The sequence below is a fragment of the Dongia sp. P2_B8 genome, from assembly GCF_056404715.1.
Map to the genome: position 1 here is coordinate 204,669 of NZ_JBFUDM010000009.1, position 26,713 is coordinate 231,381.

The window sequence follows — 26,713 nt, forward strand, 5'->3', positions numbered from 1 at the left end:
TCAAGAAAAGGGGCGTGTCCGCTCATGCGAAGCACGCCCCCCCGGAATGTCATCCCTGAAACCAATCTTAGAAGCGCGCCTTGAATTCCACCTGGCCGCCGACCTGGTTGGTTTCCTGGTTGATCACTTCGGCGCGGACGCCCGCACCCAGCGACATCCAATCCGTGACACTCGCCCGGACACCGCCGGAGAGATAGAGATAATCCGTGTCGCCCTCGTCGACCAGGGGCACATTCTCCGGGAAGACGTGTTCGTACTGGATGCCGACATAAGGAACGAAGGGATCGAGATTATAGCCGACCTCGACGTTGGCGAGCGCAGTGTGAGCATCGCTGTCATCATCACCTTCCCCCTCGAAATCGAGCAGCTCAGTGTAGGCAAAGCGCCAGCCGGCCTTGCCCTTCAGGATAAAGTCACCAACCGGCATCGCTGCATTGAGGGCAAGTTCAGTCGAGAAGGTCTGGCTGTCGGAATCAACGTCTTCGGTGCCGTCCGCGGTGGCCTTGCCATCGCTATAAGCATAGGAGAACAAAGCCGTCGCGAAGAAATAGTCGGCGAATCGATAGGCGACATAGGGCGAGACCGTGAAGGTATCGCTGTAGAAATCCGCATCCGGACCGCCATCGATGATATCGATGTCGGTCGATGAATTGGCATAGGCGCCGGAAATACCGAGGAAGAAGGAATCGCCAAAGCGGTGATCGATACCGAACGGGATCGTCCAGAGGTCGGTATCGAACTTGCTGCCGGCCTCTTCGATCAGACTGTCACTGTCGCTGGTAATGTTGGCGTAACTGGGGGTGAGCCAGACGCTATTGGTATAACCAGAGTCCGGCATGCCATCGATGTCGGAGGTCACATCGTCGCCGATTCGCTTGGAAATCGCGTCGGTTACGCGGCGGCTGACCTCGTCGCGGATCTTCTTTTCAATTTCATCGTCGGCCACTGCCACTTTGCCGGTGACGCCGCCAAGGATGGTTGCCGCCAGGATGAGCCTGGGGGCGATCCGCCGTGATTTTGCCCAAAATGCCATTTCGTCCCTCGTAAAAATTATCGTCCCACGGGCCGAGTTCACACCCGGTCCGGGAAATTGTATTTTTGTACAGGTGGTCGGATAACGCTTCTAGCGACCACCGCCAAGACCGTCAACACCACCTTGTGACAGGCATCACAAACCCCTGGCCTTCCCATAGCGTCTAATATGCCCGTCCGCCTATGATGCCTCAGAACATTGCCGACCGTGAAGCTAAGAAGATGCTAAAATCATGAGTAAGTTTAATAAAATCAGATATTTGGTCTTTTCTGCCAGTATCACTGCAGTGGCCATGATGCTGCTTGGCGCCCCGGCTGAGGCGGCTTCCCGGCCGGTCGCCATTGTCGAGGAATCCACCAAAACCGAGGGTAAGGGACAGCCATTTGATCTCCTGGCCGAGAAAGACACGGTCGCCCTGGCGGCCGGTGAAACGATGATCCTGGGCTACCTCAAATCCTGCGTCCGAGAGACCATCACCGGCGGATCGATCACGGTTGGCACCAAGGAATCGGTGGTTGAGGGCGGCAAGGTCATTCGCGAAAAGACCGAATGTGCGGTCAACAAGCTCGCCCTGACCGCCGACGAATCCCAACAGAGCGCAACCATCGCGTTCCGCGGCCAGGTCAAACATATCTATAGCCGCCAGCCGCTGATCATGGCTGCCAAGAGCGAAAGCGTCACAATCCAGCCGTTGCAAGGTGGTGAATCCTGGAAGCTCGCCCCGGAAAGCGGTCGCATCGACTTCCGCGCCGTAAACCTCGAAATGCAGCCCGGCATGAGCTACCGCGTCACTGGCGCCAAAGCTGCGATCGTCGTAGAGGTTGACGCTGCCGCCACGTCAGCCAAGACTGGGGCGCTGGAGAGGGTCGTTATCCTCGAATCAGGAACGAATACGACCAACTGATTGGTCGGATCAAAGCAAAGAGCGAGGCGGCTTGCGGGGGCGGCGGAACGTCTTATTGGCATTGGCCGCGGCTGCGCTCATCAGCGCGGCCTCCTTCTCGTCGTGGGGCATTGCGCTGGACCGCCTCTCGATCGATCTCCTGCATCTCATCCATTTCCGCATCTGGGGACCACCGCCGATCAGCAACGAGATTGCGATTCTCGCGGTGGATGAAGAGACTTATCGCGATGAGGATCATTTCGGCAACCTGCCGCAAGCACTGTGGACGCCAGAGCTCGGACTAATCCTGAATGCAGTACTCGATGCCGAACCGAAGATAGTAGGTGTCGATATCATCATTGGCACCACAGCTGACAGCATATCTCCTGGCTATGACCGCCCTTGGTTGAACGCGTTGCGGAGAGGGGCCAAGGAAGGGAAGGTAGTTCTTGGATTCACGCAGCACCAGATCGAGCCTGTTCTGCCAACGGTACAGCAGCGATATGCCGTTGGTGCGCGTGATAAGTTTGATTTGAGGAATCAAAGCCCCGCAAATCTACGAACGGACGATGATGGGGTCACGCGAGAAATGCCGATTTCGATTCCCACGACCAATGGTGAGCGAAAGCTCGGGCTCGCTGCGGCAGTTTTCCAGACGATGACAGGACGGGATCCGTACGATCTAACGGGCGGCAACGATATTCAGTTGAATTTTGCTGCCGCAGGGCGGCCACTGATCTATTCGCTCGCAGATCTTCGGGCATGTGCGGAAATAGGCGACAAAAGCTTTTTCGTAAGAAATTTCAAAGGCAAGGCCCTCATCCTTGGCGGCATCTTGGACATCGAAGATCGCCGACTTACATCAGGTAGGTTTGCCACAATGCCTGACGGCTCCAGCGCAGGCCCTCGCTGCGTAAAGAAGTCAGCTCCTGAGAACTATTCCGGGATCTCGCGTGATCTCATGCCTGGAGTGCTAATTCACGCCGTTGCCGTCGATAACCTTCTCCACGATAGCAGCTTACGAGAACTGCCAGCTTGGCTGCGGATCGCTGTTGTTGCAATGATCGCGTTGATTTCGACAATGCTATTTGTGGTATGCAAGCCAAAAGCAGCTCTACCAATCTGGATATTCTTGGTTCTGAGCTGGGCGGCAGCATCAACGCTTGCCTTCGCGTACTACCTCGTGGTCCCTATTATCACTGGCATTCTTGCTATGTCACTGGCGGCACCCACGGGCATTGCATTGCGCATGGGCAGCATGGACCGGGCGCGGCGGCAGTTGCGCCAGGCATTCTCGCTCTATCTGCCACGCAGCGAGGTCGATCGTCTTGTGCGGGAGGAAAAGCTGCCGTCGCTCGGTGGCGAACTACGCGACGTCACCATTCTGTTTTCCGACATCGCCTCTTATTCGACGCTCTCGGAGCGGGTGGAGCCAGGACCGTTGGTTGATGAGCTCAACAAATATTTCGGGCGCATGACCGATATCGTCCAGGCTCATGGCGGGTTCGTCGACAAATATATCGGCGACGGTGTCCTGGCGATTTTCGGGGCACCGCTGGTGCGCGAGAATTCATCTTCAGACGCTGTGCGTGCTAGCCTCGCCATGATCATGTCTTTGCAGGACGAACCGCTGTTCATCGGTGGTGACGGTCGGATCGCCATTCGCATCGGCCTCCATCGGGGCGATGCGATCGTAGGCAACATTGGTTCATCACAGCGCTTCAACTATACGGTGATGGGCGACGCGGTGAATGTCGCCTCGCGCTTGGAAGGGGTTGGTAAGCATTACGGCATCCCCATTGTGGTGAGCGAACAGGTCCAGGAGGCGGCGGCCCGAGACTTCGCCTTTCGGGAGCTGGATTTCATCCGTGTCGTGGGACGTGACCAGCCGGTGCGGTTGTTCCAGCCGCTTGAGCCGGATGTAGCGGCGAGTCTGGATATAGAGGGCTTTGCTGCCGCCCTGGCCTTGTGGCGAAAGGGCTCTTTTACCGAAGCGGCATCTGCCTTTGCTGTGCTGGCGCAGAAAGGCGACGCCTTGGCTGCGCGCTATGTCGTCTGGGCGCAAAGTTATGCCGAAACGCCGATGAGTAATTGGGAAGGCGTCATTCAACAGGGATCTAAATAAAGTGGAACCGGGGATGCAGGATCTGCGTGGGAAACATGTGTTGGTGACAGGTGGCGGAACCGGGATCGGTGCTGCCATCTCGCGCGGCTTTGCTGCTGCGGGCGCCAAGGTTGCTGTCCATTACCATGCGGGCAAGGATGCTGCCGCGGCCCTGACCAGCGAGATAAGCGGGCAGGGTGGTCACGCAATCGCACTCGGTGCCGATCTGATGGCACCCAACGCGGCAACCGATCTGCTGGCCAGGACAGTAGGTAAACTGGGCGGGCTCGACATCCTCATCAACAATGCCGGCGGTATGGTCGGGCGTCGGCCTTTGGCTGAGATCGATGATGCATTCATTGATGAAGTGTTTAATCTCAATGTCCGCTCGCTGGTGCATTGCTGTCGTGCCGCGCTGCCGCACCTGACCGCCTGTGGCAAGGGAGTCATCGTCAACGTCAGTTCCGTCTCGGCACGCACGGGCGGCAGTCCGGGTTCCAGCATCTATAGTGGCGCCAAGGGCTTCGTCTCGACCTTCACGCGGTCATTGGCGCGGGAGCTGGCGCCCAATGGCATTCGCGTGAATGCTATCTCGCCGGGCACCATCCACACCGATTTCCATGTGCGGCACTCGACGCCGGAAAAGCTCGAGGGTACCCGCAAGAGCATTCCGCAAATGCGATTGGGGACGGCCGAGGATTGCGCGGGAACAGTGCTCTATCTTGCCTCCGACAACCTGTCCGGCTATGTCACCGGACAGATCATCGAGGTAAATGGTGGCCAGTTGATGGCCTAGACCTTGGCGACCTTCACCCAGGCGGCGTTGCGCTGGGATGATTTCACGGCGGCTTCGATGAAGGCAACGCCGCGGGCGCCATCAGTCACAGTTGGAAAGGTAACCGCTGGATCCGGCCGGCGCCGGATGCGTGCGGCCCGGATCGCCGCCGCCACTTCTGTGTAGATGTTGGCAAAGCCTTCGAGATAGCCCTCGGGGTGCCCTGGTGGCACGCGGGTGACGCGGGCAGCTGCTGCATTGGCGCCAGCCGTGGCGCGAGAAAGCACCTGCGTCGGTTTGCCAAAGGGTGACCAGAGCAGTTGATTGGGATGCTCCTGATGCCATTCCAGGCCGCCCTTGGTCCCATAAACCCGAAGCTTCAGATTGTTCTCATTGCCGGGGCTCACCTGGCTGGTCCACAGCATACCGCGGGCTCCACCGCGGAAACGCAGCAGGATGTTGGCATTGTCGTCGAGCTTGCGGCCCGGTACGAAGGAGGTGAGGTCGGCTGCCAGTGAATCCAACTGCAGGCCGCTGACGAAACAGGCAATGTCGTAGGCGTGGGTACCGACATCGCCAATCGAACCGCCTGCACCGGATTGTTTCGGATCGGCGCGCCACAAGGCCTGTTTCTGGCCGGTGGCCTCGATCTTCTCGGTGAGCCAATCCTGTGGATATTCGACCTGCACGATACGTAACGTGCCAAGATCGCCGTCGGCCACCATCTGTTGCGCATGACGCACCATCGGGTAGCCGGTATAGTTATAGGTAACGGCCAGGATACGCCGTGCCTTCTTGGCGCGTTTCTTGAGATCGAGCGCATCCTTCAGCGTGGTCGTCATCGGTTTATCGCAGATCACATGGATCCCGGCATCCAAGAACGCGCGGGCCGCTGGGGCGTGGAGATGATTGGGCGTTACGATCGCCACCGCCTCGATGCCATCTTCGCGTGCTGCTTCTTTCACGGCCATGGTTTCAAAATCTGGATAGGAGCGGTCCTTGGCGATTCCCAGGGCTGCGGCCGAGCGCTTCGATTTAGCGGGTGTGGAAGAGAGCGCACCCGCCACTAGCTCGTATTGATCGTCCATGCGCGAAGCCAGGCGATGGACGGCACCAATAAAGGCTCCTTCGCCGCCACCCACCATGCCGAGCCGAATACGGTCCTTGCCGCCTTTGTCCTTGCTGCCTTCGATAGCCATTTGTCTGTCTCCCTTAGCGGATGCCGAGCATGCGTTGATTGGCGGCCTTGTCTGTGCCGCCGCTCGCGAAATCGTCGAAGGCCCTCTCGGTCACCCGGATGATGTGATCGCGAATAAAGATAGCACCTTCTTTGGCGCCCTCTTCCGGATGCTTCAGGCAGCATTCCCATTCCATGACGGCCCAGCCTTTGAAGCCGTACTGCGCGAACTTCGAGAAGATGCCCTTGAAATCGACTTGTCCGTCGCCCAATGACCGGAAGCGGCCGGCACGGTTGACCCAGCTCTGATAGCCGCCATAGACCCCCTGGCGGCCGGTTGGATTGAACTCGGCATCCTTCACATGAAACATCTTAATACGCTCATGATAGATGTCGATGTATTCAAGATAGTCGAGGCATTGCAGCACGAAATGTGATGGGTCATAGAGAATGTTGCAGCGTGGATGATTTTTCACGCGTTCCAGGAACATCTCGAAGGTCACTCCGTCATGGAGATCTTCGCCAGGATGAATTTCGTAGCAGACATCGACCCCTGCTTTGTCGAAGGCGTTGAGGATCGGCAACCACCGCTTGGCCAGCTCTTCGAACGCCGTGTCGGTCAATCCCTTAGGGCGCTGGGGCCAGGGATACATGAAGGGCCATTCGAGGGCACCCGAGAAGGTGACATGGGAGACAAGACCCAGATTCTGTGAGGCCTTGGCCGCCAGCAACATCTGGTCAACCGCCCATTTCTGTCGCGCCTTCGGGTTGCCGCGCACTTTTGGCGGCGCAAAGCCATCAAAGGCTTGATCATAGGCCGGATGCACGGCGACCAGCTGGCCTTGGAGATGGGTCGACAGCTCGGTGATCGTGATGCCGTGCTTGGCAGCAGTGCCCTTCAACTCTTCGCAATAGGCCTTCGACTTAGCCGCCTTTTCGAGATCGATCATGCGGCCGTCCCAGCTGGGAACCTGGACGCCTTTGAAGCCAAGCCCGGCGGCCCATTTGCAGATCGCATCGAAGGAATTGAACGGCGCCTTGTCGCCGGCGAATTGCGCTAGAAAGATGGCTGGTCCCTTGATGTTGGTCAGTGCCATGATCGTTTCTCCCATTTTACGGCGCCTTTGCCAGCTGGCGCATTTTGATTGTTGGTCAGAGATAGAGCGACGAAATCTTGAGTGGGTCAGTTTGGTGCAACTTCTTTCAGGCTTGGATAGAGCTTCCGGTAGCGCGCATAGGCGGCTGCATAACCATCGCGCAGACTGGCATCGGGCATGATGGTGGCAGCTCGTCGAGGCGGTTTGCAAACGACAAGTGGGTCTTCGCCGCTGGCAGCCAGTCGACCCAGGCGGGCTGCTCCAAAGGCGCCGCTGACTTCCGCGCCGGTGATCTGCGACAGCGGCAGATCGAGTACATTGGTGAGGATCGACAGCCAGAGCGTTGAGCGCGCGCCGCCGCCAATAACGTCGGCAGTCTCAATGTGGGTGCCGGCTGCACGGAGGGCGTTCAAGCTGTCCTTCAGCGCAAAGGCGACGCCTTCCATGACAGATTGGACGAGTGCTGGTCGGTCTGTCTCGTGAGACAGACCGACGAAGGCGCCTCTGATGTGGGGATCGTTATGTGGCGTGCGTTCACCGGAGAGATAGGGGAGGAACAGGGTGTCGCTGGGACAACTCACCTTATCATCCATGCCGGCGAGGAGATCCGCTTCCGAGGCGCCGAGCGTTGTTGCCAGCCAACCTAAGCAGGAGGCAGCTGAGAGGATGACACCCATCTGATGCCAGCTCCTCGGCAGGCAATGGCAGAAAGCGTGTATGGCTTCAGCTGGATTTGGTGCAAAGCCCGCCGTCGTGGCCCAGAGCACACCTGAGGTACCGAGCGAGATAAAGGCGTCGCCTGGCCGCACGGCGCCAAGGCTGATGGCCCCGGCTGCATTGTCTCCGGCGCCGCCCGCGAAGATGGGCGGCACATCCATGCCCCAGCGCCTTGCGAGTTCGGGTCGCAATCGGCCCGCTGGCGCCGAGCCTTCGGCAAGGCTCGGCATATGTTTGCGCGTAAGGCCGGTCGCGGAAAGTGCCGCATCGGACCAATCGCGTTTGCCGACGTCCAGCCATAGTGTGCCGGCAGCATCGGACATGTCTTCGATATATTCGCCCGTCAACCGCAGGCGCAGATAGGCCTTGGGCAGCAGCACTTTGGCGGTAGCGGCAAAGATCGCCGGTTCGTGCCGCCTGACCCAGAGGAGCTTCGGCGCGGTGAAGCCCGGCATGGCAATGTTTCCGGTGACCGCGCGCAAGGGGGGCCACGCAGCCTCCATCTCGGTACATTCTGCGGCGGAGCGGCCGTCATTCCACAGGATGCAGGGACGCAGGACACGGTCTTGCGCATCGAGGAGGGTGGCGCCGTGCATCTGCCCGGACAGGCCGATGCCCGAGACGGCCCTCATGGCGGCTGGCGCTTCGCGCGCCAGGCGATCTAGCGCCGCCAGCGTTGCGGTCCACCATGTCTCCGGATCCTGCTCCGACTGCGATGGAGCTGGTCGTGTCACTTCCAGAGCCTCGCTGGCGGTGGCGATCACCCGTTCGTCGGCATCCACGAGGACGCATTTGATCGAAGATGTGCCAAGGTCGATGCCGATGAACATAAAGTTTCCTGATCCTTAGGGCAGATTGTCCCGCAGGAATATATCAATCCGGATCCGTTCCTGGTCGTCGATCATCGGTTGGCCGCTGCAATGTGCAAGCAGGATTCGTGCGGCTGAACGGGCCTCATGACCAGCATCTTGGTTGATGACCGCGTCCATGCTGCCTTGAATCAGAAAGCGGCGCGAAAATTCGGTGAGTTCATGGCCGATAAAGACCACCTTTCGGGCGACGTCCGCCGCTTCCAGCGCCTCAGCGATACCGCGATTGCCGGCACCGATGCTGTAGATGCCAACCAGATCATTGTTGTCCCGCAGTAAGGATGCTGCCACCTCGCGGCAGCGGATGGCGTCATCGTTGCCTTCGATCGCCGGCAAGGGTGACAGGCTTGGATATTCCGCAGCGATGACCTGTTGGAAGCCGAACAGCCGGTCGGCGTGATCGCGCAGCGCCAGACTGCCAGCAACCAGCCCAATCTTGCCGGGCCGGCCGGCTGCAAAGCGGCCCATAAGCGTGCCGGCGGTGCGGCCGGCTGCCGAATTGTCGATGCCGATGAAACGTTGCCGGCGGGAGCTCGGCACGTCGGACACCAGGGTCACCACCACCATGCCGCTATCGACCAAGGCATTTATGGCATCGCGGACAGCCGGATGATCAAGGGCCACCACGCCAACGCCGTGATAGTGCCCGGCGAGGCTACGAAGGGTTTCTGCGAGGATATGCGGATTAAACACATCGACCCGCAGCATGTCGCCATAAGTGTTCTGATCCTCCAGCCATTGCAGCGAGCGCTCGATTTGGCCCGCCAACTGAGACATGAAGGTATTGGTGCCGGTCGGCAGCACGAAGCAGAAATTGAAATGGATGCCACGCGCCAGCCGTACGGCGGCTGGGTCAGGTCGGTAGCCAAGCTTGACCAGGGCCTGCTCGACACGTTCGACCGTCCGTTGGCTGACGCCCGGCCGACGGTTGAAGACACGGTCGACCGTGGCCAAACTCACCTGGGCGCGGTCGGCGACATCAACGAGGGTAGGGCGGCGCGGACGATCATTCATGGCGGGAAGGTGGCGGGAAAAAATGAGGTGCGCAACGCAATTGTTGAGGTGTTTTACCAGAACAGGGCATGATTTCGCCCTCGCAGCATGTTTATAAAGTTTAGTTCTGTGAATGTTGCGGCCGGTTCCGCGCGATTGAGTTTGCAGATGCGGTAAGGCAAACAGTCAAAATTGTGCGTTGCAGCGCATTAATCGTACAAATATGGTCGCGAATCTGACCTAGTTTCATGCCGGTGTGCTGTTTCGGCTCTTGCGATGTTTAGTGATTTGGAATATCACTTAACACCACGTCATGGCATGTCGACACCTCATCTGCATGCTAAGGCGGTGATCCATCAAAAGAAGAGCCTGAAGGTGCGGGGAGCACCGACAGGACCCTCCGGAGCCACACGATTTCAACCAGTGGGCTCATGGGGGAAATGGATGCAACAATGGGAGGAAAGCGGAATGAAGAAGTTCCTTGCATGCGCAGGTGCTGTGGCTGCTGCCATTGCTTTTGCGCCAATGTCGGATGCCAAAGCCGATACGCTGACGCTCTGCTGGGCGGCGTGGGATCCAGCTAACGCACTCGTCGAACTCTCTAAAGACTTTACTGCGCAGACCGGCACCGAAATGAAGTTCGAGTTCGTGCCATGGCCGAATTTTGCCGACCGCATGCTCAACGAACTCAATTCAGGCGGCAAATTATGCGACCTGTTGATCGGCGATTCGCAATGGATCGGTGGATCGGCCGAGAACGGCTACTACGTGAAGCTCAATGATTTCTTCGACAAAGAAGGAATCAAGATGTCGGACTTCGCGCCGGCGACTGTCTATGCCTATTCGACCTGGCCCAAGGGCACGCCGAATTATTGGGCGTTGCCGGCGATGGGCGATGCCAATGGCTGGTTCTATCGTAAGGACTGGTTCGAGAACCCGGATCTGATGAAGGAATACAAGGCCAAGTACAATCGTGACTTGGCGCCGCCAAAGACCTGGGAACAACTGAAGGAAACCGCCGAATTCTTCCAGGGCCGGGAGATCGACGGCAAGAAAGTTTACGGTGCCGCCATCTTCACCGAACGGGCCTCGGAAGGCATCACGATGGGTGCCACTTCGGCGCTCTATCCTTATGGCTTCAAATACGAGAACACACCGGGCAAGTACGACATGGAGGGCGCCGTCAATTCAGCCGACGCTGTTGCTGGTCTGGAGATGTACAAGGCTATCTACAAATGCTGCACACCTCCCGGCTACACCGATAGCTATATGGGTGAAGGTCTCGACGCCTTCAAATCCGGCCAGGTCGCTATGATGATGAACTGGTTCGCATTCATGCCCGGTATGGCGAAGGACGAAACTGTCGGGTCGAAGACCGGATTCTTCGTCAACCCAAGCGCCAAGGTCGCCGCGTCGACCCTTGGTGGCCAGGGCATCTCGGTCGTTGCCAACACCGACAACATGGATGGCGCGCTGGCTTATATCAAATGGTTCGCCCAGCCGGATGTGCAGAAGAAATGGTGGTCGCTCGGCGGTTATGCTTGCCACAACGCCGTGCTGAACGATCCGGGCTTCAAGGATTCGCAGCCCTTTGCGGCTCAGTTCCTGGAAGCCATGGGCGGCGTCCAGGACTTCTGGCAAGAGCCGTCCTATGCCCAGCTGCTTCAGGCCATGCAGAAGCGTCTGCATGATTATGTCGTGGCCGATCAGGGTACTGCGAAAGAGGCACTCGACGGTCTGATCCAAGACTGGACCGCGATCTTCAAGGAAGAAGGCAAACTCTAACGATTTTTCCTGTGCGACGGCGTCTCCGACAATGATGTCGGAGACGCCGATCTTTCCAGAGAGTCACATGCCAAATATTGACGCCATCGCAAATCGTGCTGCTGCCGCGACTCCACAAGGAGTCGCCAGAAAAGTACGTGGATTATCCGACCGGTCTATCGCCTGGTTGTTCGTTGCGCCGACGATGCTGCTGTTGCTGGCCATCAACATCTTTCCGTTGATCTGGACGGTCTATCTGTCATTCACCAACTACGCGTCGAACCGACCCAATCGGCCGGTCCAGAATGTCGGTCTTAAATGGTATCATGACATTCTCAACTCGCCCGAAATATGGGCAGCGATGCAGGCCACGGCGCATTTTGTCTTCTGGACGATTCTGTTCCAGACAGTGATCGGGTTCGCCCTGGCTTATCTCATTGACCGCAAGTTTCGCGGCCACGCCTTCTGGACGACCATCATTCTCATTCCGATGATGCTGTCGCCGGCAGTGGTCGGCAATTTCTGGAAGTTCCTGTATCAGCCACAGATCGGGCTGTTCAATTACATTGTCTCATTCTTTACTGGCATTCCGCCGTCATCCTTTGAAATGCTGGGGTCGGTCACACTGGCTCCCTGGGCGATCATCATCGTCGATACCTGGATGTGGACGCCTTATGTCATGCTGATATGTCTCGCGGGCCTACGTTCCATCCCAGATTACATCCTGGAAGCGGCCGAAGTTGACCGGGCTTCTCGCTGGCGGCAATTCTGGTCGATCACGCTGCCCATGGCATTGCCCTTCATTATGCTGGCGGTTCTGTTTCGCGGCATCGAGAACTTCAAGATGTTCGACATGGTCATGCTCCTGACCGGTGGCGGTCCGGGTTCCACGACGGAACTTGCCTCGATTACCCTGAAGCGCGCGGCCTTCGAGGCATATCGCACGGGATACTCGTCTGCCTTCGCCATCATCCTGTTTGTCGTCGTCTTCGGCCTCGCCAATGTCTATGTGAAGGCCCTCAACAAGGTGAAGCAGAGATGAGCGGCGCATCGACCACTGCCCATTCCGTCGTTGAACCATCGGCAACGTCAAAGCGGGTCGCCGGTTTCCTCGTGATTCTCTACGCGGTGATCTCGATGGTCCCGCTGGCGTGGATCTTTGCGACCGGCTGGAAGACGCCGCCGGATTCCATTTCCTATCCGCCCAAGGTCGTGTTCAATCCGTCGCTGGAGGGCTATTGCAACCTCTTTACGACGCGCACGCGACAAACGAATGATTACATCGCAGCGCTCGGCCCGCCGGAGGGAGAGTGTGACGAGGTCACACGGCGTCGCGAAATGGTGATCGCGGGCACATCGAACTACATACCGCGCTTCGCCAATTCATTGATCATCGCTTTTGGTTCTACGTTCCTGGCAGTATCGCTGGGTGTGTTCTCCGCCTATGCGTTTTCACGGTTCAAAATTCCGCTCGCCGACGACCTGCTGTTCTTCATCTTGTCGACACGCATGATGCCGCCCATAGCGGTGGCGATTCCCATCTACCTGATGTATCGCGAACTTGGCCTATCTGATTCTGCCTTGGGCATGATTCTGCTTTATACGGCGGTGAATGTGTCGCTCGCCGTCTGGCTGCTGAAGGGTTTCATCGACGAGATCCCACGCGAGTATGAAGAAGCTGCGATGATCGACGGCTATACGCGCTTGCACGCCTTCTTCAAGGTCGTGTTGCCCCAGGCAGCGACCGGTATCGCAGCGACGGCGATCTTCTGTATGATTTTCGCCTGGAACGAATATGCCTTTGCCGTCCTGCTTACGTCAGGGGAAGCCCAGACAGCGCCACCCTTCATTCCCACCATCATCGGCGAAGGCGGCATGGATTGGCCGGCTGTCGGTGCCGGTACCACCCTGTTCCTGATCCCAATCGTCGTTTTCACGATCGTGCTGCGCAAGCATCTGTTGCGAGGCATCACATTCGGCGCGGTGCGGAAATGAGCATGAAACCTGTCGTCACGGATCAATCACAGTCACGTAGCGGTTGGCCGAGTTGGGCCAGGCGTGGCTTGCTGGAAAATATAGCCATCGCGCTCATCCTGCTGGGCGTCTTTATGTTGGTCCAACCCTTCTCCATCACTCTCTACGGTTGGTCCTTTATTACGGTGTTGACCGGTATCGTGATGTTCACCGTCGTCAGCAAGTTTCCGGAGTAGGCGATGGCCGAGATCAGAGTCGAAAATCTGCATAAAAGCTTCGGCGAGTTTACCGCGGTCAAGAATTCGAACTTTACCGTGGAGGATGGGGAATTTGTCGTCCTGCTCGGTCCATCCGGCTGCGGCAAGACCACGACTTTGCGCATGATTGCCGGGCTGGAATTGCCGACATCAGGCCGTATTCTGCTGGGCGGCAATGATGTGACCTTCAAACGCGCCGGCGAACGCGATATCGCCTTTGTGTTCCAGCTTTTCGCCCTCTATCCGCATATGAATGTGCGGCAGAATATCGGCTTTCCCTTGAAATGCGAGGGCATGCCCAAGGCTGAAATCGCCCGGCGGGTGACGGAAGCGGCACGAATCCTGCGGATCGAGCATATCGTGGACAAGCCGGTTTCAGGCCTCTCCGGCGGTGACCGGCAGCGCGTGGCACTTGGGCGTGCGATCGTCCGGGAGCCGATGTGCTTCTTGATGGATGAACCGCTGGGGGCGCTTGATTCCGAATTCCGACATGTCATGTGCGGCGAACTTCGCGGTCTGCACAATCGGCTCAAGGCAACCACGGTCTATGTGACCCACGATCAGCTGGAGGCCATGTCGATGGCTGACAAGATCGCCGTCATGAATGGTGGCCTGATCGAGCAGTTCGGTACGCCGCAAGAGATCTATCAGCGGCCCGTCAGTATGTTCGTGGCAGATTTCATCGGCTCGCCGCCGATGAATTTTCTGCATTTTGAAAGCGGTCTGGAGCGTGGCAGCGTCGAAGCCCAACTGGGCGATGCGGTGGTCCCAATGCCGGCCGTTCACGAAGATGTCGCTCCGGGAAAGCTGGTGCTGGGCGTTCGCCCCGAGCATATCCGGTTTGACGATGCCTCGCCGCTGCGTGGAGCGGTCTACGGCGCCGAATATCTTGGCACGACGCAGATCATCACGGTTGATACGGAATTCGGTCAAGTGAAAGCGCGCACGAACTCGCACGTCAATGTTACGCCTGGATCGCATGTTGGTCTGCGTTTCAAGGCAGAGAGATTATCTCTGTTTCACGGTGATGGCGGCCGTGCTGTGAACAGCGCGTTGTACGAGGGAGTTGCTCATGGCTGAGGTCAGGCTCGAATCCGTCAGCAAGAAATTCGGCACGACGGTCGGGGTCGAAGGGGTCGACCTCACCGTTCATGACGGTGAATTCGTGGTGTTACTCGGTCCGACAGGTGCCGGCAAAACCACCACATTGCGCCTGATCGCTGGCCTGGAAGCGCCAGACCAGGGGCGTGTCCAAATCAATGGCAAGGATGCGGCGCCACTGTCGCCAGCCGAGCGCGATGTTGCGTTCGTCTTCCAGCAATATTCGCTTTATCCACATCTTAGTGTCTTCGAGAATTTGGCGTTTCCCCTGAGGTCGCCAGTACGGCGCCGTGACGAAGCGACCATAAAGGCGACCGTCGAACGTGTTGCTGGCATGCTGCGGATCGAGAAGAAGCTACAGAATAGGGCCACGCGCCTCTCGGGCGGCGAAATGCAGCGGGTTGCTATCGGTCGTGCTTTGGTGCGGTCACCATCGATTTACCTGATGGATGAGCCGCTCTCGTCGCTTGACGCCAAACTCCGGTCGGATATGCGGCTTGAACTGCAGCACATTCAGCGCGATCTGGGTGCCACGATGCTTTATGTGACCCATGACCAGATCGAGGCCATGACCATGGCAACCCGCATCGGTGTCCTGGATCATGGAAGGCTGGTGCAGATTGGCACGCCCCGAGAAATTTACGAATCGCCGCGCAATGTCTATGTGGCGACCCGCCTTGGCATGCCGTCGATCAATCTGGTACCGGCATCGGCTTTTGCTGGACAACCGATGCCGCCGGGCACCGAAACCATTGGTGCGCGGACCGAACATGTGGTGGTTGGCAAGTCCGGCCTTGGTCGCAGCAATCCGGCGCGCGTGGAATGGATCGAGCATCTAGGCGACCAGAATCATCTGCACCTCAGTCTGGGTGAGCACAAACTGGTGACCTTGGTGGACCCGGACGTGCCGCTGTCGGTGGGTGATGATATCGATCTCAGCCTGCGCGGCGCACTGTATTTTGGCGCCAATGGCGAGCGGATCGCGGCGTGAGAGGCAGATCATGACGGGATGGAGTGCGGCGTAATGGCGCAGGGGGCGGAACTGAGGAAGGCCCTGGTGACGGCTCTGGCATTGACCATCGACCGGCATGCCGAGGAGTTGACGTCACTGGACCAGGCAATCGGTGACGGCGATCATGGCCTCAACATGAAGCGCGGCTTTGCGGCTGTAGCAGCCGATGTCGATGCCTTGTCGCAGAAGCCCTGGCCGGATTTTCTCAAAGGGGTCGGTATGACTCTGGTGATGAAGGTTGGTGGAGCGTCGGGGCCGCTGTTCGGTACATTGTTCATGACGCTGGGCAAGGAGCTGCCGGCGGAGCCCAGTGCCGACGATGTGGTGCATGCCCTGCGCGCGGCCATTGTGGCGGTGAAGGCGCGGGGCAAGGCGGAGGCAGGACATAAAACATTGCTCGATGTGCTGATCCCGGTGGTTGAACAGCTCGAAGCCGGCAATCGGAATCTTGACGGATTGGTGCAAAAGGCCAATGAGGCCAGTGAGGCGACGAAACCGCTGAAGGCGATCCGGGGCCGGGCATCGTTCCTCGGCGACCGGTCGATCGGACATATGGATCCCGGCGCGCGCTCGTCGGCCTTGATGATCGCTGCAGTGGCAGATGTGTTAAAGGAAGTGGCATGAACAGAGTCGGTATCGTCATCGTTTCTCATTCGCCCAAGGTTGCTGAGGGAGCTGCCGACATGGTGCGGCAGATGGTGGGCAATGAAGTGCCATTGGCTTGGTGTGGTGGTGATCCTGCCGGCAATCTTGGGACCTCGGTCGAGCATATTTTGAAGGCAATCGAAACGGCTTGGTCCGATGCCGGCGTTGCCATCTTGGTCGACCTCGGTGGGGCCGAAACGAATTCGGAGATGGCGGTTGAAATGCTGCCGCCGGATCGGCAAGGGAAAGTGGTGGTGTGCAACGCACCTGTCGTGGAGGGTGCCGTCGTCGCTGCCACCGAGGCGTCGGGCGGATCGCCTCTGGACATCGTGCGCCGATCCGCCGAAGAACTGTCGCCGCAATAGATGCTGCAGCGAGTCGGACATGGAATTGAGTTGAAGATGCGTATGATTGAGGAAACGCGGCATGAGTGATGCGCCGATCAAGGCAGCGATCGAGATCAAGAACCCTACCGGACTGCATGCCCGTCCGGCGGTGAAGATGACCAAGCTTGCCAAGACCTTTTCCGCCAAGGTGCAGGTGGCCTTTGACGATGCCGGCCCCTGGATTGATGCCAAGAGTGTCGTGAAGGTAATGGCGCTGAAGGCGCCCAAGGGAGCCTGGCTCCATTTTGCGGCGATCGGTGTGGATGCGGCTGCTGCGATTGCCGAATTGTCGGATCTGGTGCGACGCGATTTCGATGAGAATGATGGTCACGATGAGGCGGGGGCGCCCAGCGCCGCCGGGCAGGGGCATGCCAGCTGAGACCTGGCATAAAGGCCGCCCGGCATCGCCCGGCCTCGCAGCTGGCCCGCTTTACGTTCTGCGGCCGGTCGCTGCCAAGCTGCGCGCGGCAGGGGAGCCTGTGGAAGAGGCCACGCGCTTGCGCCGGGCGATTGCTGATGCTGTGGGCGAGATCGAAGTACTGCAGCAATCCGCCAGCTCCGACGCTGCTGACATTCTGGAGTTCCAGCTGGCGATGCTGGGCGACGACGCCCTGACCGAAGGTGCATTTACCGATATCGCCGCGGGCAGCACGGCCGACAGGGCCTGGCGTGCCGCACTGGATCTGCAGATTGCCGGATATGCAGCGGCGGATGATGAATACTTCCGCGCCCGTGCCAGCGACTTTGCCGATATGCGCGACCGTGTACTCGATCATCTGCTGGGCGGCACTGCGTTGAAACCGCCGGTCGGTGCTATCTTTCTGGCGGAGGATCTGGCGCCTTCCCGGTTTCTCTCCTGGGATTGGTCCAAAGGCGGCGGCATTGCATTGATAGGTGGTAGCCCCACCAGTCATGTCGCGATGCTGGCACGTGCGCGCAATGTGCCAATGGTGGTAGGCCTTCGTGATCTCGATCTTGCCAACGTCCAGCCGACCGAATCGGTGTTGCTGGATGGTGAAGGTGGACGCCTCAATTTGGCGCCGACGCCAGATGCTGCCAGGGCCTTCGAAGGACAGCGCCAGCAGGATGCGGCGCAGGCAGCACAATGGGCCCAATATTTGACAAAGCCGGCCATCACCGCCAACGGCGAGCGTGTGCTGACCCAGATCAATGTCGCTGAACCGGCAGAACTCGACAAGCTGGATCCGGCGACCTGCGACGGTATCGGCCTGGTGCGCACCGAGTTTCTCTTTCATGATCAGCCGGCGCTGCCCAACGAGGATCAGCAATATGCGGTCTATCGAAAGATCGTGAGCTGGGCCGCCGGACGGCCGGTGACGATCCGCACACTTGATGCCGGCGGTGACAAGCCGATCGACGGCCTGTCGATGGCGCAGGAATCCAACCCGTTCCTGGGGCTCCGTGGCATTCGTCTCTCCTTGGCGCATCAGGATGTTTTCCGGTTGCAGTTACGTGCCTTGGCGCGGGCCACTGCGGTGGGCCCACTCAAGATCATGCTGCCAATGGTAACTGTGCCATCCGAAATCACCGAGACGGCAGCGCTCCTCGCAGAGGAAGTGGCCAATCTGCAAAAGGCCGGCATCGCCTGCCGCCTGCCGGCGTTGGGGATCATGGTAGAGGTGCCCGCCGCGGCCCTGGCGGTCGATCGCTACGATGCTGCCTTTTATTCCATCGGTTCCAACGATCTTACCCAATATGTGACGGCATCGGCGCGGGACATCGCATCGGTCGCCGGCCTCAATGATACTGCGAACCCGGCTGTGCTGATGTTGATCGAGCGGGTTGCCAGCTTCGGCCGCCAGTCGGGCCGCGAGGTCAGCCTGTGCGGCGACGCCGGTGGTGATCCACGCCTGATTCCACTCTTGCTGCAGGCCGGTGTACGCAATTTCTCGATGGCACCGACCATGCTGGCCCGTGCCAAATCGATCATTGCTGCGTGGCAACCCGCATGAGCAGCGAACTGGAAGAGACCGGCAGCGAAGCCTCGGCGATGGCTGAGTATAAGGGTATTTTGCAGCGACTGCTCGACAACCGTCCATCGGGAACTCGGCAGCGCCTGGCCCATGCGCTGGGCAAGAACCGCAGTTTTATCACGCAGATCACCAATGCAAGCTATGCCGTGCCGATCCCGGCACCACATCTCGAGACGATTTTCGAGATCGTGCATTTCCAAACTCAAGAACGGCAGGCGTTTTTGAATGCCTATGGAAGGGCGCATCCGGGGCGGCTGCAGCGCGCGCAACACAGCCGCCGCATCCGCACGGCGACCCTGCATGTGCCGGACCTCGGTGATGAGGAACGCAACCGCCGCCTCGATCACATGCTGAGCGAACTTGCCGTCCAGGTCGCCAAAATCCTGGAAGATGGTCAATAGATGCTGGCAGAAAATGCGAACCAAAAAGTACCGGGGAGAAGAAAATGAAAAAGCTCATCAACGGAACGGACACGTTGCTAGCTGAGAGCCTGGATGGTTTTGCGGCCGCTCATGCCGATATCGTCGAACTCGGCGAAGGTCGCAAATTCATTCGCCGTCGTAGTTTGAAGCGTGGCAAGACTGCGTTGATTTCCGGTGGCGGTTCTGGTCACGAGCCACTGCATGGCGGTTTTGTCGGCCACGGGATGCTGGATGCGGCCTGTCCAGGTCAGGTCTTCACTTCACCGACACCTGACCAGATGATCGCCGCGACGCAAGCCGTTGATACCGGTGGTGGCGCCCTGTTCATCGTCAAGAATTATGAGGGTGACGTCATGAACTTTGCCATGGCGGCTGAGATGGCGGCCGACATGACCGGCGGGCCGATCGCCACCATCATCACGGATGATGATGTGGCGGTGGAGACCTCGACCTATTCGACGGGCCGCCGTGGCGTTGCGGGCACCCTGATCGTCGAACGTCTGGTGGGGGCCGCGGCGGAGCAGGGGCGCGGTCTGGATGATCTGAAGGCCTACGGGCAGTTGGTCAACAGCCGCACGCGTTCCATGGGCGTTGCCTTGACCAGTTGCACGGTGCCTGCGGCCGGCAAGCCGACCTTTACGCTGGCCGAGGATGAGATGGAGATGGGCGTCGGCATCCACGGCGAACCTGGAAGGCGCCGGGTCAAGATAGCATCGGCGGACGCGATTGCGGCCGAAATGCTGGGCGCTATCACTGGAGATCTGGCGCCAAAACCAGGGCAGCAGGCGATTCTGCTGATCAATGGCTTCGGTGGTACCCCATCGATGGAACTCTATCTGATGTGCAATGCCGCGCGGCGTATTCTTGCGGGGCACAAGGTGCTGGCGGCCCGCTGTCTCGTTGGCTCCTATGTGACGTCGCTGGAAATGGCCGGCTGTTCGATCACATTGTCACTGATCGAGGATGCCGATCTGACGCTGTGGGACACGCCGATTCATACCGCGGCCCTGCGCTGGGGCATGTGAAAGCGCGTTAGCTCGCGATCTTGTACTGCCGGGGCAGCGTGGCAATCGCATGTGACGCTGTGCGAATGCCAGCCTCGATCGCTGCCGCGAACGGGTGGCCGGTCGATATTTCGGCCAGATAAGCGGCGTCGAAAACATCGCCGGCACCGATCGTGTCGATTGGCGTCACTTTCGGTGCCGGAATCTCAACCGTCTTGCCGCGATGGACGCCGACAGCGCCGTTGACGCCGCGCTTGACGACGAGGTGACACGCCTCCGGCATGATAGAGGTGATGGTCGCTATGGCGGCGGAGACGGTCGTGGTGGCAGTCAGCGCTTTTACCTCAGCCTCGTTCAAGAGAATGTGCTGACACTGGCGCAGCCATTCGCGGGTGAGGGCGATGGTCGATTCCGTCCAGCCGCCGATCGGCCAACCAGTGTCCAGTGCGATCTCGACTCCGTGCTGCCGCAACCAGCCGAACAGCGCCGCATAATCCTCTGTCAGCGCGTCAGTGAGGTATGAACCGACCAGCAAGGCAACGCCGCCCCTCAGCGCGGCGACGTCGAGATTATCCTGTACCTGGGCAAGCGTGAGCACGGGCATGTGCCCAGGGATGGTGAAGAAGGTCCGCTCGCCATCGGGATGCGTGACACCGACAGAAAAGGTCGTGGCCGTTGAAGCCACCGGCCAGGCTTCGCTATGGCCCTTGAACGTCTCGCGCAGCCAGTGGCCGAAATGATCGTTGCCGGTGTTGGCCGCAATCTGGAACGGTACATCCAGCGCTTCCCAGGTGAGTGCCACGTTGCCGGCGGCACCCCCGACACGGACTTCGCCGTGATCGACCAGAGCCTCCGTGCCCGGTACCGGCCAGGGTGCTGAGGGACCGACGATGATATCGACATTGACATWGCCGATGACGGCGAGGGGACGTCGCGCCATGTTCGTCATTCCTCGCGAGTGATCTTGCCGCTGCGCAGCGGCGTGCCGACATTGCTGACCAGTGCATTGGCCAGATCGATGATCAGGCGCTGGGCTGGCGGTAGCAAGGCCAGGCAGGCAGCAATGCCAGAGGCTTTGGCCATCACGACATGTACCGCGCCGGCAATTGCCCGCTGGCCGCTGGCGTCGAGCATGATGGTCGGTGATCCAGCAGCGACACACTGCTGTGCCAGGCTGTCGATCAAACCCGCTGTCGGCTCATCCGCCTTGAAGAGCACCACGCCGACCTTGGGTCCCAGGATCTCCAACGGACCGTGGCGGAACTGCCCGCCTTCCAAGGCCTGCGCCGGCAGGCGGCCGAGTTCCATGGCGCCAAGAGCTGCCGCTTCCGCAAGGCCGCGCAAGGCACGGCCGGAGAAAACGAGGCTCGAACAAGGGCGGAGAGCGGCGATCGCCGGCTCGATATCAGGGGCGGCCGCGGCTTTGAGCGCGGCAACGGCAGCAGTCGGATCATTGCCAAGCGCCGTCAGGACGCGCTGATGCAGAGCAAGACTGATCAGCAGGCTACGGGTGGCGGCAAAGGCGCGTTCCGTGCCGCCGCGGCCGATCAGCGATGGGCAGGATTGCGCGAGAGTGGAGCCGCCCTCCAAGGTCAGGCCGAACAGGTCGCCGTGCTGCCCGAGGGTCTCCAGCAGGCGAAGCACTTCGACAGACTCACCCGATTGCGAGGTGACGATGACGACCGCATCACGAAGATCGAGCGGCGCATGGAGCTGCTCCGACAAGGGCAACGAAATCGCCTTGATGCCGTGGGCGCGATAGGTCGGCTCGGCCATGCGGTTGACGGCATGCGAGGCGCCCATGCCGAGCAGGACCAGACGGCCATTTGCGCGCAGGGCGCTGGCGATCGTGTTGGCGATATCGCCATTGCTGTCGTAGGAGTCGATCGAATCCTGATGCTGGCGCGCCATTTCGGCATTGAGCGCCGCCAATCCGGGCGGCACGGTCTGCGTGGTCATCAACTATCCTTTCACGCCACCGGCGGTGAGGCCGGAGACGAGCGATTTCTGCAAGAAGAATCCGATCAGGACCGGCGGCAACGAGGCCAGAACGCCGGCTGTCGCAATGAGGCCGTAATCGGCGACGCGGCCACCAGCGAGATCGGCAATAAAGACCGGCAGGGTCTTCGAATCCTTCGCGGTGAAGAGGAGGGCATAAAAGAATTCGTCCCAGGCCAGCAGGAAGGCAAAAAGGCCTGCGGTCGTCAAAGCGGGTGCTGCAAGCGGCAAGGTGATCCGGCGCAGGATCTGGTCCAGGCGCGCGCCGTCAATCATCGCCGCGTTTTCGATTTCGACGGGCACATGGTCGAAATTGCTCTTCAAGAGCCAGGTGGTGAAAGGAGCGAGAATGCTGAGATAGACGATGGCGAGGCTGAAGACGGAATTGAGGGCGCCCAAAGCGCTCAACGCGAAATAGATCGGCACCACCAGGGCCACCGGCGGCAGCATATAGGTGGCGATGATGCCGTAGAGCGTGAAATTGAGCCTACCCTCGGACCGTGACACCGACCAGGCTGCCGGAATGGCCACCGCGAGCCCAGCTAACGTTGCCATGCCGGCGACCAGCAGGCTGTTGCGCATGGCGTGCAGGAAGGATTCGCCAACGCTGTTGGCGACCATGGAGGTCAAATCATCGTAGCGATGCAGATCGAGCGTCTGTGGCAGCCAGCGCAAGGGCACGGTGGTAAGGTCATTGGTATCGCTGATGCTCATGATGACGAGCCAGGCCAGTGGCGCCACCACAAATACGCCGAGCACGATGGCGCAGGCATAGAGGAAGATGCTGAAAGGCAGGCTACGACGCTCCATCATGTCAGCGGAACTCCCCCTGTCGCCGCAACAGGCCGACATAACTGGCGATCAGCAGGGAACTGACCAACACCATGATGAGCGCGATCGAACCGCCAAGACCGGCCTTCTGGAAGGCGAAAGCTTGCTCATAAACCAGCATGCTGACGGTTTTGGTGCTGTTGGCTGGACCGCCCCGGGTCATGACCCAGATGATATCGAACACTTTGAAAGCCTCGATGGTGCGCAGCACGATGGCGACTGTCAGCGGCCCGATCAAGAAAGGTAGCACGACGGCACGGAAGCGCGACCACGGCCCGGCGCCATCCATGACGGCCGCGGCCCGCAACTCGCGCGGAACAGATTGCAGGGCGGCTAGGGCGATCAAGGTGATGAGCGGGAAATTCTTCCAGACATCGGCAAGGCAAATGGCATAGAGCGCCGAACTCGGCTCGCCCAGCCAGGAGCGATAGGCATCGATCAGGCCCAATTGCGTCAGCATGGCGTTGAAGGCGCCGAAATCGGGATTGTAGATCAGGCGCCACATGGTGGCATTGACCACCGTGGGTAGGGCCCAAGGTAGGATCATCAGGGCACGGAGCAGGTTCCGCCCGACGAATGGCTGATCCAGCAGCAAAGCCGCCAGCAGGCCGATGATAAATTCGGCGCTGACGGATACCAGGACGAATTTGATGGTGGTCCACACCACGCTGTAGAAAGCGCTGCTGCTGAGGACACGACTGAAATTGTCGACGCCAACCCAGTTAACGGCGCCGCCCAGTAACTTGGCGTCGGTGAAGCTGACGCCGACGGTCTTGGTCAAGGGCCAGCCGATGATGAACGTCATGACGGCGAGCAGGGGAGCCAGCAACAGCCAGCTCCGCAAAGTCATCCATCTGCCCGTCATCATCGGCTACCCGGTCCAGTTAATCGACCGGAAGATCCCCCGGTCTTCTATGCTCTTAAAGCCCACCACCAGCACTGTCGGCAGCCGCCTTCAGCGCATCAGCCGGCGACGACTGCTTCAGCAGTGCGGCATGGATTGCTTGCTGCAGTTGGGTCGACATCTGCTGATAGGTGGGAGTGGTCGGACGCGGATACATGAGACCGAGCGAGGTCTTGGCCGCTGCTACCAGGGCTTCCTGACCGGTGGTGACGGCCGGTGAGGAATAGGAATCCGCCCAGATCGGCAGGCTGAGCTTGGCGAACTTCTCTTGTTCCGCCTGCGAGGTCATGAAGGCGATGTACTTCCAAGCGTCGTCCGGATGCTGGCTGGTGCTGGTGATGCCAAGACCCATCGACCCGTTGACCGCTGAGGCTTCGCTTTTGCCGGCAACGCCGGGAGCGGGAACAACGCCGACCTTGCCGACGATCTTCGATTCCTTCGGATCGTTGGCCATATTGTACATATAGGTCCAATTGAGCGCGAAGGCGGCTTCACCACTGGAGAAGACGCGACGCACATCTTCTTCAAGATATTCCTTCGAGTTCGGATTGCTGAGGCCCTGGTCCATCGAATCGACCATGTAGGCAAGGGCATCGACACCACCACCATTCTGGAAGGCTGGCTTGCCGTCGGCATCGAGGAACTCACCACCATAGGCAGCGATCAGTGTTGTGTAATCGCAGATCGCTGCTTCGGCCTGCGCCCAGCTCCACACGATCGGGAATTCGGCGAGCTTCTTGTCCTTGATGATCTTGGCTTGGTCGAGTAGTTCGGCCCAGGTTTTGGGCGGATTGGCGATACCGGCCTTCTGCAGGATCTCTGTATTATAAAAGAGGTATTTGGTGTCGAGAATCCAGGGCAGGCCATAGCGCTTGTTCTGATATTCGACGGTGGTCCAGGCGCCGGGCAGCACGCCGTCCTTCATCTCGGGTGTGACGCGGTCGGTGACGTCGAGCAACACCTTGTTTTCGGCGAACTCGGCCGGCCAGATCACATCGAACAGCACGACGTCATAGCCGCTGCCGGCACCCTGTGCGAGGGTCGTCTTGTCATGGAGGCCTTCATAGGGGACGAATTCGAGGTTGATCTTCACGCCCGGATTGGCTTTTTCGAAATCCGCAGTCATGGCGCGGACATTGTCTTCGCTATAGGCTGCCTGCGCCATGAACAATGCGTTCAACGTGGTGTCGGCGAGTGCGCCGAAATTCAGTGACTGGGCGCCCATTAGAATGGCACCGCCGACGATCGCCTGCATCAGGCGTGATCTGTAACTCATAGACATCAATCCCTCCCTTTGACGCATGCCAAATGGCAGCAAAGTTCGACGCTCCCTGTGGCGACGTGCGCAGCCGTTCTTGTGGCAGTGCTGCTTCGTGCGCCGTGCTGATTGGCTACTTGCACCCGAAACCGTCACCGGTGATAATAAATCAATTTGGTTGACTTAATAAGTTTCCGGCAAAAGTTTGACCCTGTCAATGGAGTTGCGCGGCGTGCAGAAAAAGCGGCCCATTGTGGCCACCGCCGGGACCAATCTGGGGGGCGCCAGCGCCCATAACCGCCGTGTCGTGTTTGATGCGCTGCGGCTCAACGGGGCATTGTCGCGCGCCGACATTGCGCGAGCGACCCAGCTCACCCCGCAGACTGTCAGCAACATCATCGATCAGTTCACCCTGGATGGGCTGGTGGCGGCGGATGAGCCATTGCGGGGCGCCCGTGGTCAGCCGGCGACCCCTTACCGGATCGTGCCAGGTGGCGCCTGGTCGATCGGCATCGAAATCGACCGGCATCGCGTGCTGGGGGTTGGCGTTGATCTGACCGGCACGCCGTTGAGCCGGCGGCACTGTAGGTTGCCGGCAGGCGGTCCAGCCAAGGGGCTCGCGGTCGTCCTCAAGCTCATTGCTGATATTCGCGCTGACCTTAAAGAAGTTACCAAAGGCCAGAAGGGTAGGCGGGTCCCGCTCCTTGGTCTGGGGGTTGCCATGCCAGGTCCGTTCGGTATGAACGATGAAGCGGCAACACCGGAAGATCCGCTGCTCGATCCCTGGGTGATGCGCGAGTGGCATCAGTTTCCGCTGATGGCCAAACTCTCAGAAGCCACAGGGCTGGAAGCGCGCCTGCAGAACGATGCCAGTGCCGCCGCCATTGCGGAAAAGATGTACGGCGTCGCCAGCGGGCTCGACAATTTCGTTTATCTTTTCCTCGGCTATGGCTTGGGTGCAGGGATCGTCATTCAGGGCGAGGTCTATGCCGGGATGGCAGGCAATGCTGGCGAGATCGGCCAGCTGCCGGCCTTCGGCGGGACGGATGCGTCTGATGCGCCACGGTCGCTTGAGCAATATGTTTCAATTCTATCGCTCTGCCGCTCCCTGTCTCTCGATCCGGCCCGGGAGGATCTGTTTGAGCAGTTGCAGGCATTGAGCGACCGTGCCGACAAAGGCCTGCAACAATGGGCACGGCAGGCCGGCAGGCATCTGCGGCAGGCAATGCAGATCGCCGAGGCCCTGTTCGACCCGCAGACGATTGTGCTGGGCGGGCAGGTGCCAGCGGCCTTGCTGCGCGATATCGCGAGCCATATCGAACCGTTCCTGCCATCCGTCTCGGCGCGACGTGATCGCGAGCGACCCCGCCTAACCCTGGGTAGTGCTGATCTCTGGGCAGTGGCGCAGGGTGCCGCCATGGAACCCATCGCGCGGACGTTCGATCCGCAGTTCCGGGCGATCTTCAAATCCACGGTCTAAGGAAAATGGCCAGGAACGGGCACTGCTCCTGGCCT

The 26,713-nt window shown here is 59.5% G+C and carries 26 protein-coding genes; 16 read left to right on the plus strand and 10 right to left on the minus strand.

Annotated elements, in window-relative coordinates; genetic code table 11:
- Window positions 1-67: 67 nt before the first annotated feature.
- Window positions 68-1,033: an autotransporter outer membrane beta-barrel domain-containing protein gene (locus tag AC1DWZ_RS21910; protein WP_477171079.1), complete on the minus strand. Its 966-nt coding sequence runs from the start codon at window positions 1,031-1,033 to the stop codon at window positions 68-70.
- 232 nt (window positions 1,034-1,265) lie between these two features.
- Between AC1DWZ_RS21910 and AC1DWZ_RS21915 the strand changes: the two genes are divergently transcribed.
- Genes AC1DWZ_RS21915 through AC1DWZ_RS21925 form a run of 3 tightly spaced genes read left to right on the plus strand, consistent with a single transcriptional unit; the run spans window position 1,266 to window position 4,816 of the window.
- A complete protein-coding gene (locus AC1DWZ_RS21915) occupies window positions 1,266-1,937 on the plus strand; it encodes a hypothetical protein (protein ID WP_477171080.1) in 672 nt (223 codons plus the stop codon).
- Between the two features lie 55 nt (window positions 1,938-1,992).
- Window positions 1,993-4,041 carry an adenylate/guanylate cyclase domain-containing protein gene (locus AC1DWZ_RS21920; RefSeq protein ID WP_477171081.1) on the plus strand — a complete coding sequence of 683 codons (2,049 nt, stop codon included), beginning with the start codon at window positions 1,993-1,995 and terminating at the stop codon, window positions 4,039-4,041.
- A gap of 13 nt (window positions 4,042-4,054) precedes the next feature.
- A complete protein-coding gene (locus AC1DWZ_RS21925; RefSeq protein WP_477171082.1) occupies window positions 4,055-4,816 on the plus strand; it encodes an SDR family NAD(P)-dependent oxidoreductase in 762 nt (253 codons plus the stop codon).
- Here the strand turns inward: AC1DWZ_RS21925 and AC1DWZ_RS21930 are convergent.
- The 4 genes from AC1DWZ_RS21930 to AC1DWZ_RS21945 form a co-directional block, all read right to left on the minus strand.
- The gene (locus tag AC1DWZ_RS21930) at window positions 4,813-5,994 is read right to left on the minus strand and encodes a Gfo/Idh/MocA family protein (protein WP_477171083.1); all 1,182 of its coding nucleotides are present in this window, start codon (window positions 5,992-5,994) and stop codon (window positions 4,813-4,815) included. The two genes, AC1DWZ_RS21925 and AC1DWZ_RS21930, sit on opposite strands and share 4 nt — an antisense overlap.
- A 13-nt stretch (window positions 5,995-6,007) precedes the next feature.
- On the minus strand, window positions 6,008-7,069 hold the full coding sequence (locus AC1DWZ_RS21935; RefSeq protein ID WP_477171084.1) for a sugar phosphate isomerase/epimerase family protein: 1,062 nt from the start codon (window positions 7,067-7,069) through the stop codon (window positions 6,008-6,010).
- Window positions 7,070-7,155: 86 nt separating this feature from the next.
- Window positions 7,156-8,616, minus strand: a complete 1,461-nt coding sequence (gene xylB, locus AC1DWZ_RS21940) for a xylulokinase (protein ID WP_477171085.1) — start codon at window positions 8,614-8,616, stop codon at window positions 7,156-7,158.
- A 15-nt stretch (window positions 8,617-8,631) separates the two neighbouring features.
- A complete protein-coding gene (locus tag AC1DWZ_RS21945; protein WP_477171086.1) occupies window positions 8,632-9,669 on the minus strand; it encodes a LacI family DNA-binding transcriptional regulator in 1,038 nt (345 codons plus the stop codon).
- Window positions 9,670-9,924: 255 nt separating this feature from the next.
- Here AC1DWZ_RS21945 and AC1DWZ_RS21950 point away from each other — a divergent pair, with 255 nt between their 5' ends.
- From AC1DWZ_RS21950 to dhaK, 12 genes are all read left to right on the plus strand, one after another.
- A complete protein-coding gene (locus AC1DWZ_RS21950; protein ID WP_477171087.1) occupies window positions 9,925-11,433 on the plus strand; it encodes an ABC transporter substrate-binding protein in 1,509 nt (502 codons plus the stop codon).
- 184 nt (window positions 11,434-11,617) lie between these two features.
- Window positions 11,618-12,454 carry a carbohydrate ABC transporter permease gene (locus tag AC1DWZ_RS21955; protein ID WP_477171088.1) on the plus strand — a complete coding sequence of 279 codons (837 nt, stop codon included), beginning with the start codon at window positions 11,618-11,620 and terminating at the stop codon, window positions 12,452-12,454.
- Window positions 12,451-13,407: a carbohydrate ABC transporter permease gene (locus tag AC1DWZ_RS21960; protein ID WP_477171089.1), complete on the plus strand. Its 957-nt coding sequence runs from the start codon at window positions 12,451-12,453 to the stop codon at window positions 13,405-13,407. The genes AC1DWZ_RS21955 and AC1DWZ_RS21960 overlap by 4 nt, the downstream gene beginning before the upstream one ends.
- Window positions 13,408-13,409: 2 nt before the next feature.
- Window positions 13,410-13,622 (plus strand): hypothetical protein, encoded by a 213-nt coding sequence (locus AC1DWZ_RS21965; RefSeq protein ID WP_477171090.1) that lies wholly within the window; start codon window positions 13,410-13,412, stop codon window positions 13,620-13,622.
- Between the two features lie 3 nt (window positions 13,623-13,625).
- Complete coding sequence (locus AC1DWZ_RS21970; protein WP_477171091.1) at window positions 13,626-14,723, plus strand: ABC transporter ATP-binding protein; 1,098 nt, start codon at window positions 13,626-13,628, stop codon at window positions 14,721-14,723.
- Window positions 14,716-15,735: an ABC transporter ATP-binding protein gene (locus tag AC1DWZ_RS21975; RefSeq protein WP_477171092.1), complete on the plus strand. Its 1,020-nt coding sequence runs from the start codon at window positions 14,716-14,718 to the stop codon at window positions 15,733-15,735. The genes AC1DWZ_RS21970 and AC1DWZ_RS21975 overlap by 8 nt, the downstream gene beginning before the upstream one ends.
- A 33-nt stretch (window positions 15,736-15,768) precedes the next feature.
- Window positions 15,769-16,380, plus strand: a complete 612-nt coding sequence (dhaL, locus tag AC1DWZ_RS21980; protein WP_477171093.1) for a dihydroxyacetone kinase subunit DhaL — start codon at window positions 15,769-15,771, stop codon at window positions 16,378-16,380.
- Window positions 16,377-16,766 carry a dihydroxyacetone kinase phosphoryl donor subunit DhaM gene (dhaM, locus tag AC1DWZ_RS21985; protein WP_477171094.1) on the plus strand — a complete coding sequence of 130 codons (390 nt, stop codon included), beginning with the start codon at window positions 16,377-16,379 and terminating at the stop codon, window positions 16,764-16,766. The genes dhaL and dhaM overlap by 4 nt, the downstream gene beginning before the upstream one ends.
- A 61-nt stretch (window positions 16,767-16,827) precedes the next feature.
- Window positions 16,828-17,166 carry an HPr family phosphocarrier protein gene (locus tag AC1DWZ_RS21990; RefSeq protein ID WP_477171095.1) on the plus strand — a complete coding sequence of 113 codons (339 nt, stop codon included), beginning with the start codon at window positions 16,828-16,830 and terminating at the stop codon, window positions 17,164-17,166.
- Window positions 17,156-18,760, plus strand: a complete 1,605-nt coding sequence (gene ptsP / locus AC1DWZ_RS21995) for a phosphoenolpyruvate--protein phosphotransferase (protein WP_477171096.1) — start codon at window positions 17,156-17,158, stop codon at window positions 18,758-18,760. The genes AC1DWZ_RS21990 and ptsP overlap by 11 nt, the downstream gene beginning before the upstream one ends.
- On the plus strand, window positions 18,757-19,182 hold the full coding sequence (locus tag AC1DWZ_RS22000) for a hypothetical protein (RefSeq protein WP_477171097.1): 426 nt from the start codon (window positions 18,757-18,759) through the stop codon (window positions 19,180-19,182). The genes ptsP and AC1DWZ_RS22000 overlap by 4 nt, the downstream gene beginning before the upstream one ends.
- A 44-nt stretch (window positions 19,183-19,226) precedes the next feature.
- On the plus strand, window positions 19,227-20,228 hold the full coding sequence (dhaK, locus tag AC1DWZ_RS22005) for a dihydroxyacetone kinase subunit DhaK (protein WP_477171098.1): 1,002 nt from the start codon (window positions 19,227-19,229) through the stop codon (window positions 20,226-20,228).
- A 7-nt stretch (window positions 20,229-20,235) separates the two neighbouring features.
- Here the strand turns inward: dhaK and AC1DWZ_RS22010 are convergent, their stop codons facing one another.
- The 5 genes from AC1DWZ_RS22010 to AC1DWZ_RS22030 form a co-directional block, all read right to left on the minus strand.
- Window positions 20,236-21,147 carry a carbohydrate kinase family protein gene (locus AC1DWZ_RS22010; protein ID WP_477171099.1) on the minus strand — a complete coding sequence of 304 codons (912 nt, stop codon included), beginning with the start codon at window positions 21,145-21,147 and terminating at the stop codon, window positions 20,236-20,238.
- Between the two features lie 5 nt (window positions 21,148-21,152).
- A complete protein-coding gene (locus AC1DWZ_RS22015; protein ID WP_477171100.1) occupies window positions 21,153-22,166 on the minus strand; it encodes an SIS domain-containing protein in 1,014 nt (337 codons plus the stop codon).
- Window positions 22,167-22,169: 3 nt separating this feature from the next.
- On the minus strand, window positions 22,170-23,018 hold the full coding sequence (locus AC1DWZ_RS22020; RefSeq protein ID WP_477171101.1) for a carbohydrate ABC transporter permease: 849 nt from the start codon (window positions 23,016-23,018) through the stop codon (window positions 22,170-22,172).
- A gap of 1 nt (window position 23,019) precedes the next feature.
- Complete coding sequence (locus AC1DWZ_RS22025) at window positions 23,020-23,886, minus strand: carbohydrate ABC transporter permease (protein ID WP_477171102.1); 867 nt, start codon at window positions 23,884-23,886, stop codon at window positions 23,020-23,022.
- Between the two features lie 70 nt (window positions 23,887-23,956).
- Complete coding sequence (locus AC1DWZ_RS22030; protein WP_477171103.1) at window positions 23,957-25,216, minus strand: extracellular solute-binding protein; 1,260 nt, start codon at window positions 25,214-25,216, stop codon at window positions 23,957-23,959.
- A gap of 214 nt (window positions 25,217-25,430) precedes the next feature.
- Between AC1DWZ_RS22030 and AC1DWZ_RS22035 the strand changes: the two genes are divergently transcribed.
- Window positions 25,431-26,678 (plus strand): ROK family protein, encoded by a 1,248-nt coding sequence (locus tag AC1DWZ_RS22035; RefSeq protein WP_477171104.1) that lies wholly within the window; start codon window positions 25,431-25,433, stop codon window positions 26,676-26,678.
- Window positions 26,679-26,713: the final 35 nt, after the last annotated feature.

Coding starts and splice junctions, on each gene's coding strand:
- AC1DWZ_RS21910 (WP_477171079.1), bottom strand. CDS start 1,033: ATGGCATTTTGGGCAAAATCACGGCGGATCGCCCCCAGGCTCATCCTG.
- AC1DWZ_RS21915 (WP_477171080.1), top strand. CDS start 1,266: ATGAGTAAGTTTAATAAAATCAGATATTTGGTCTTTTCTGCCAGTATC.
- AC1DWZ_RS21925 (WP_477171082.1), top strand. CDS start 4,055: ATGCAGGATCTGCGTGGGAAACATGTGTTGGTGACAGGTGGCGGAACC.
- AC1DWZ_RS21930 (WP_477171083.1), bottom strand. CDS start 5,994: ATGGCTATCGAAGGCAGCAAGGACAAAGGCGGCAAGGACCGTATTCGG.
- AC1DWZ_RS21935 (WP_477171084.1), bottom strand. CDS start 7,069: ATGGCACTGACCAACATCAAGGGACCAGCCATCTTTCTAGCGCAATTC.
- xylB (WP_477171085.1), bottom strand. CDS start 8,616: ATGTTCATCGGCATCGACCTTGGCACATCTTCGATCAAATGCGTCCTC.
- AC1DWZ_RS21945 (WP_477171086.1), bottom strand. CDS start 9,669: ATGAATGATCGTCCGCGCCGCCCTACCCTCGTTGATGTCGCCGACCGC.
- AC1DWZ_RS21950 (WP_477171087.1), top strand. CDS start 9,925: ATGTTTAGTGATTTGGAATATCACTTAACACCACGTCATGGCATGTCG.
- AC1DWZ_RS21955 (WP_477171088.1), top strand. CDS start 11,618: ATGCTGCTGTTGCTGGCCATCAACATCTTTCCGTTGATCTGGACGGTC.
- AC1DWZ_RS21960 (WP_477171089.1), top strand. CDS start 12,451: ATGAGCGGCGCATCGACCACTGCCCATTCCGTCGTTGAACCATCGGCA.
- AC1DWZ_RS21965 (WP_477171090.1), top strand. CDS start 13,410: ATGAAACCTGTCGTCACGGATCAATCACAGTCACGTAGCGGTTGGCCG.
- AC1DWZ_RS21970 (WP_477171091.1), top strand. CDS start 13,626: ATGGCCGAGATCAGAGTCGAAAATCTGCATAAAAGCTTCGGCGAGTTT.
- AC1DWZ_RS21975 (WP_477171092.1), top strand. CDS start 14,716: ATGGCTGAGGTCAGGCTCGAATCCGTCAGCAAGAAATTCGGCACGACG.
- dhaL (WP_477171093.1), top strand. CDS start 15,769: ATGGCGCAGGGGGCGGAACTGAGGAAGGCCCTGGTGACGGCTCTGGCA.
- dhaM (WP_477171094.1), top strand. CDS start 16,377: ATGAACAGAGTCGGTATCGTCATCGTTTCTCATTCGCCCAAGGTTGCT.
- AC1DWZ_RS21990 (WP_477171095.1), top strand. CDS start 16,828: ATGAGTGATGCGCCGATCAAGGCAGCGATCGAGATCAAGAACCCTACC.
- ptsP (WP_477171096.1), top strand. CDS start 17,156: ATGCCAGCTGAGACCTGGCATAAAGGCCGCCCGGCATCGCCCGGCCTC.
- AC1DWZ_RS22000 (WP_477171097.1), top strand. CDS start 18,757: ATGAGCAGCGAACTGGAAGAGACCGGCAGCGAAGCCTCGGCGATGGCT.
- dhaK (WP_477171098.1), top strand. CDS start 19,227: ATGAAAAAGCTCATCAACGGAACGGACACGTTGCTAGCTGAGAGCCTG.
- AC1DWZ_RS22015 (WP_477171100.1), bottom strand. CDS start 22,166: ATGACCACGCAGACCGTGCCGCCCGGATTGGCGGCGCTCAATGCCGAA.
- AC1DWZ_RS22020 (WP_477171101.1), bottom strand. CDS start 23,018: ATGATGGAGCGTCGTAGCCTGCCTTTCAGCATCTTCCTCTATGCCTGC.
- AC1DWZ_RS22025 (WP_477171102.1), bottom strand. CDS start 23,886: ATGACTTTGCGGAGCTGGCTGTTGCTGGCTCCCCTGCTCGCCGTCATG.
- AC1DWZ_RS22030 (WP_477171103.1), bottom strand. CDS start 25,216: ATGAGTTACAGATCACGCCTGATGCAGGCGATCGTCGGCGGTGCCATT.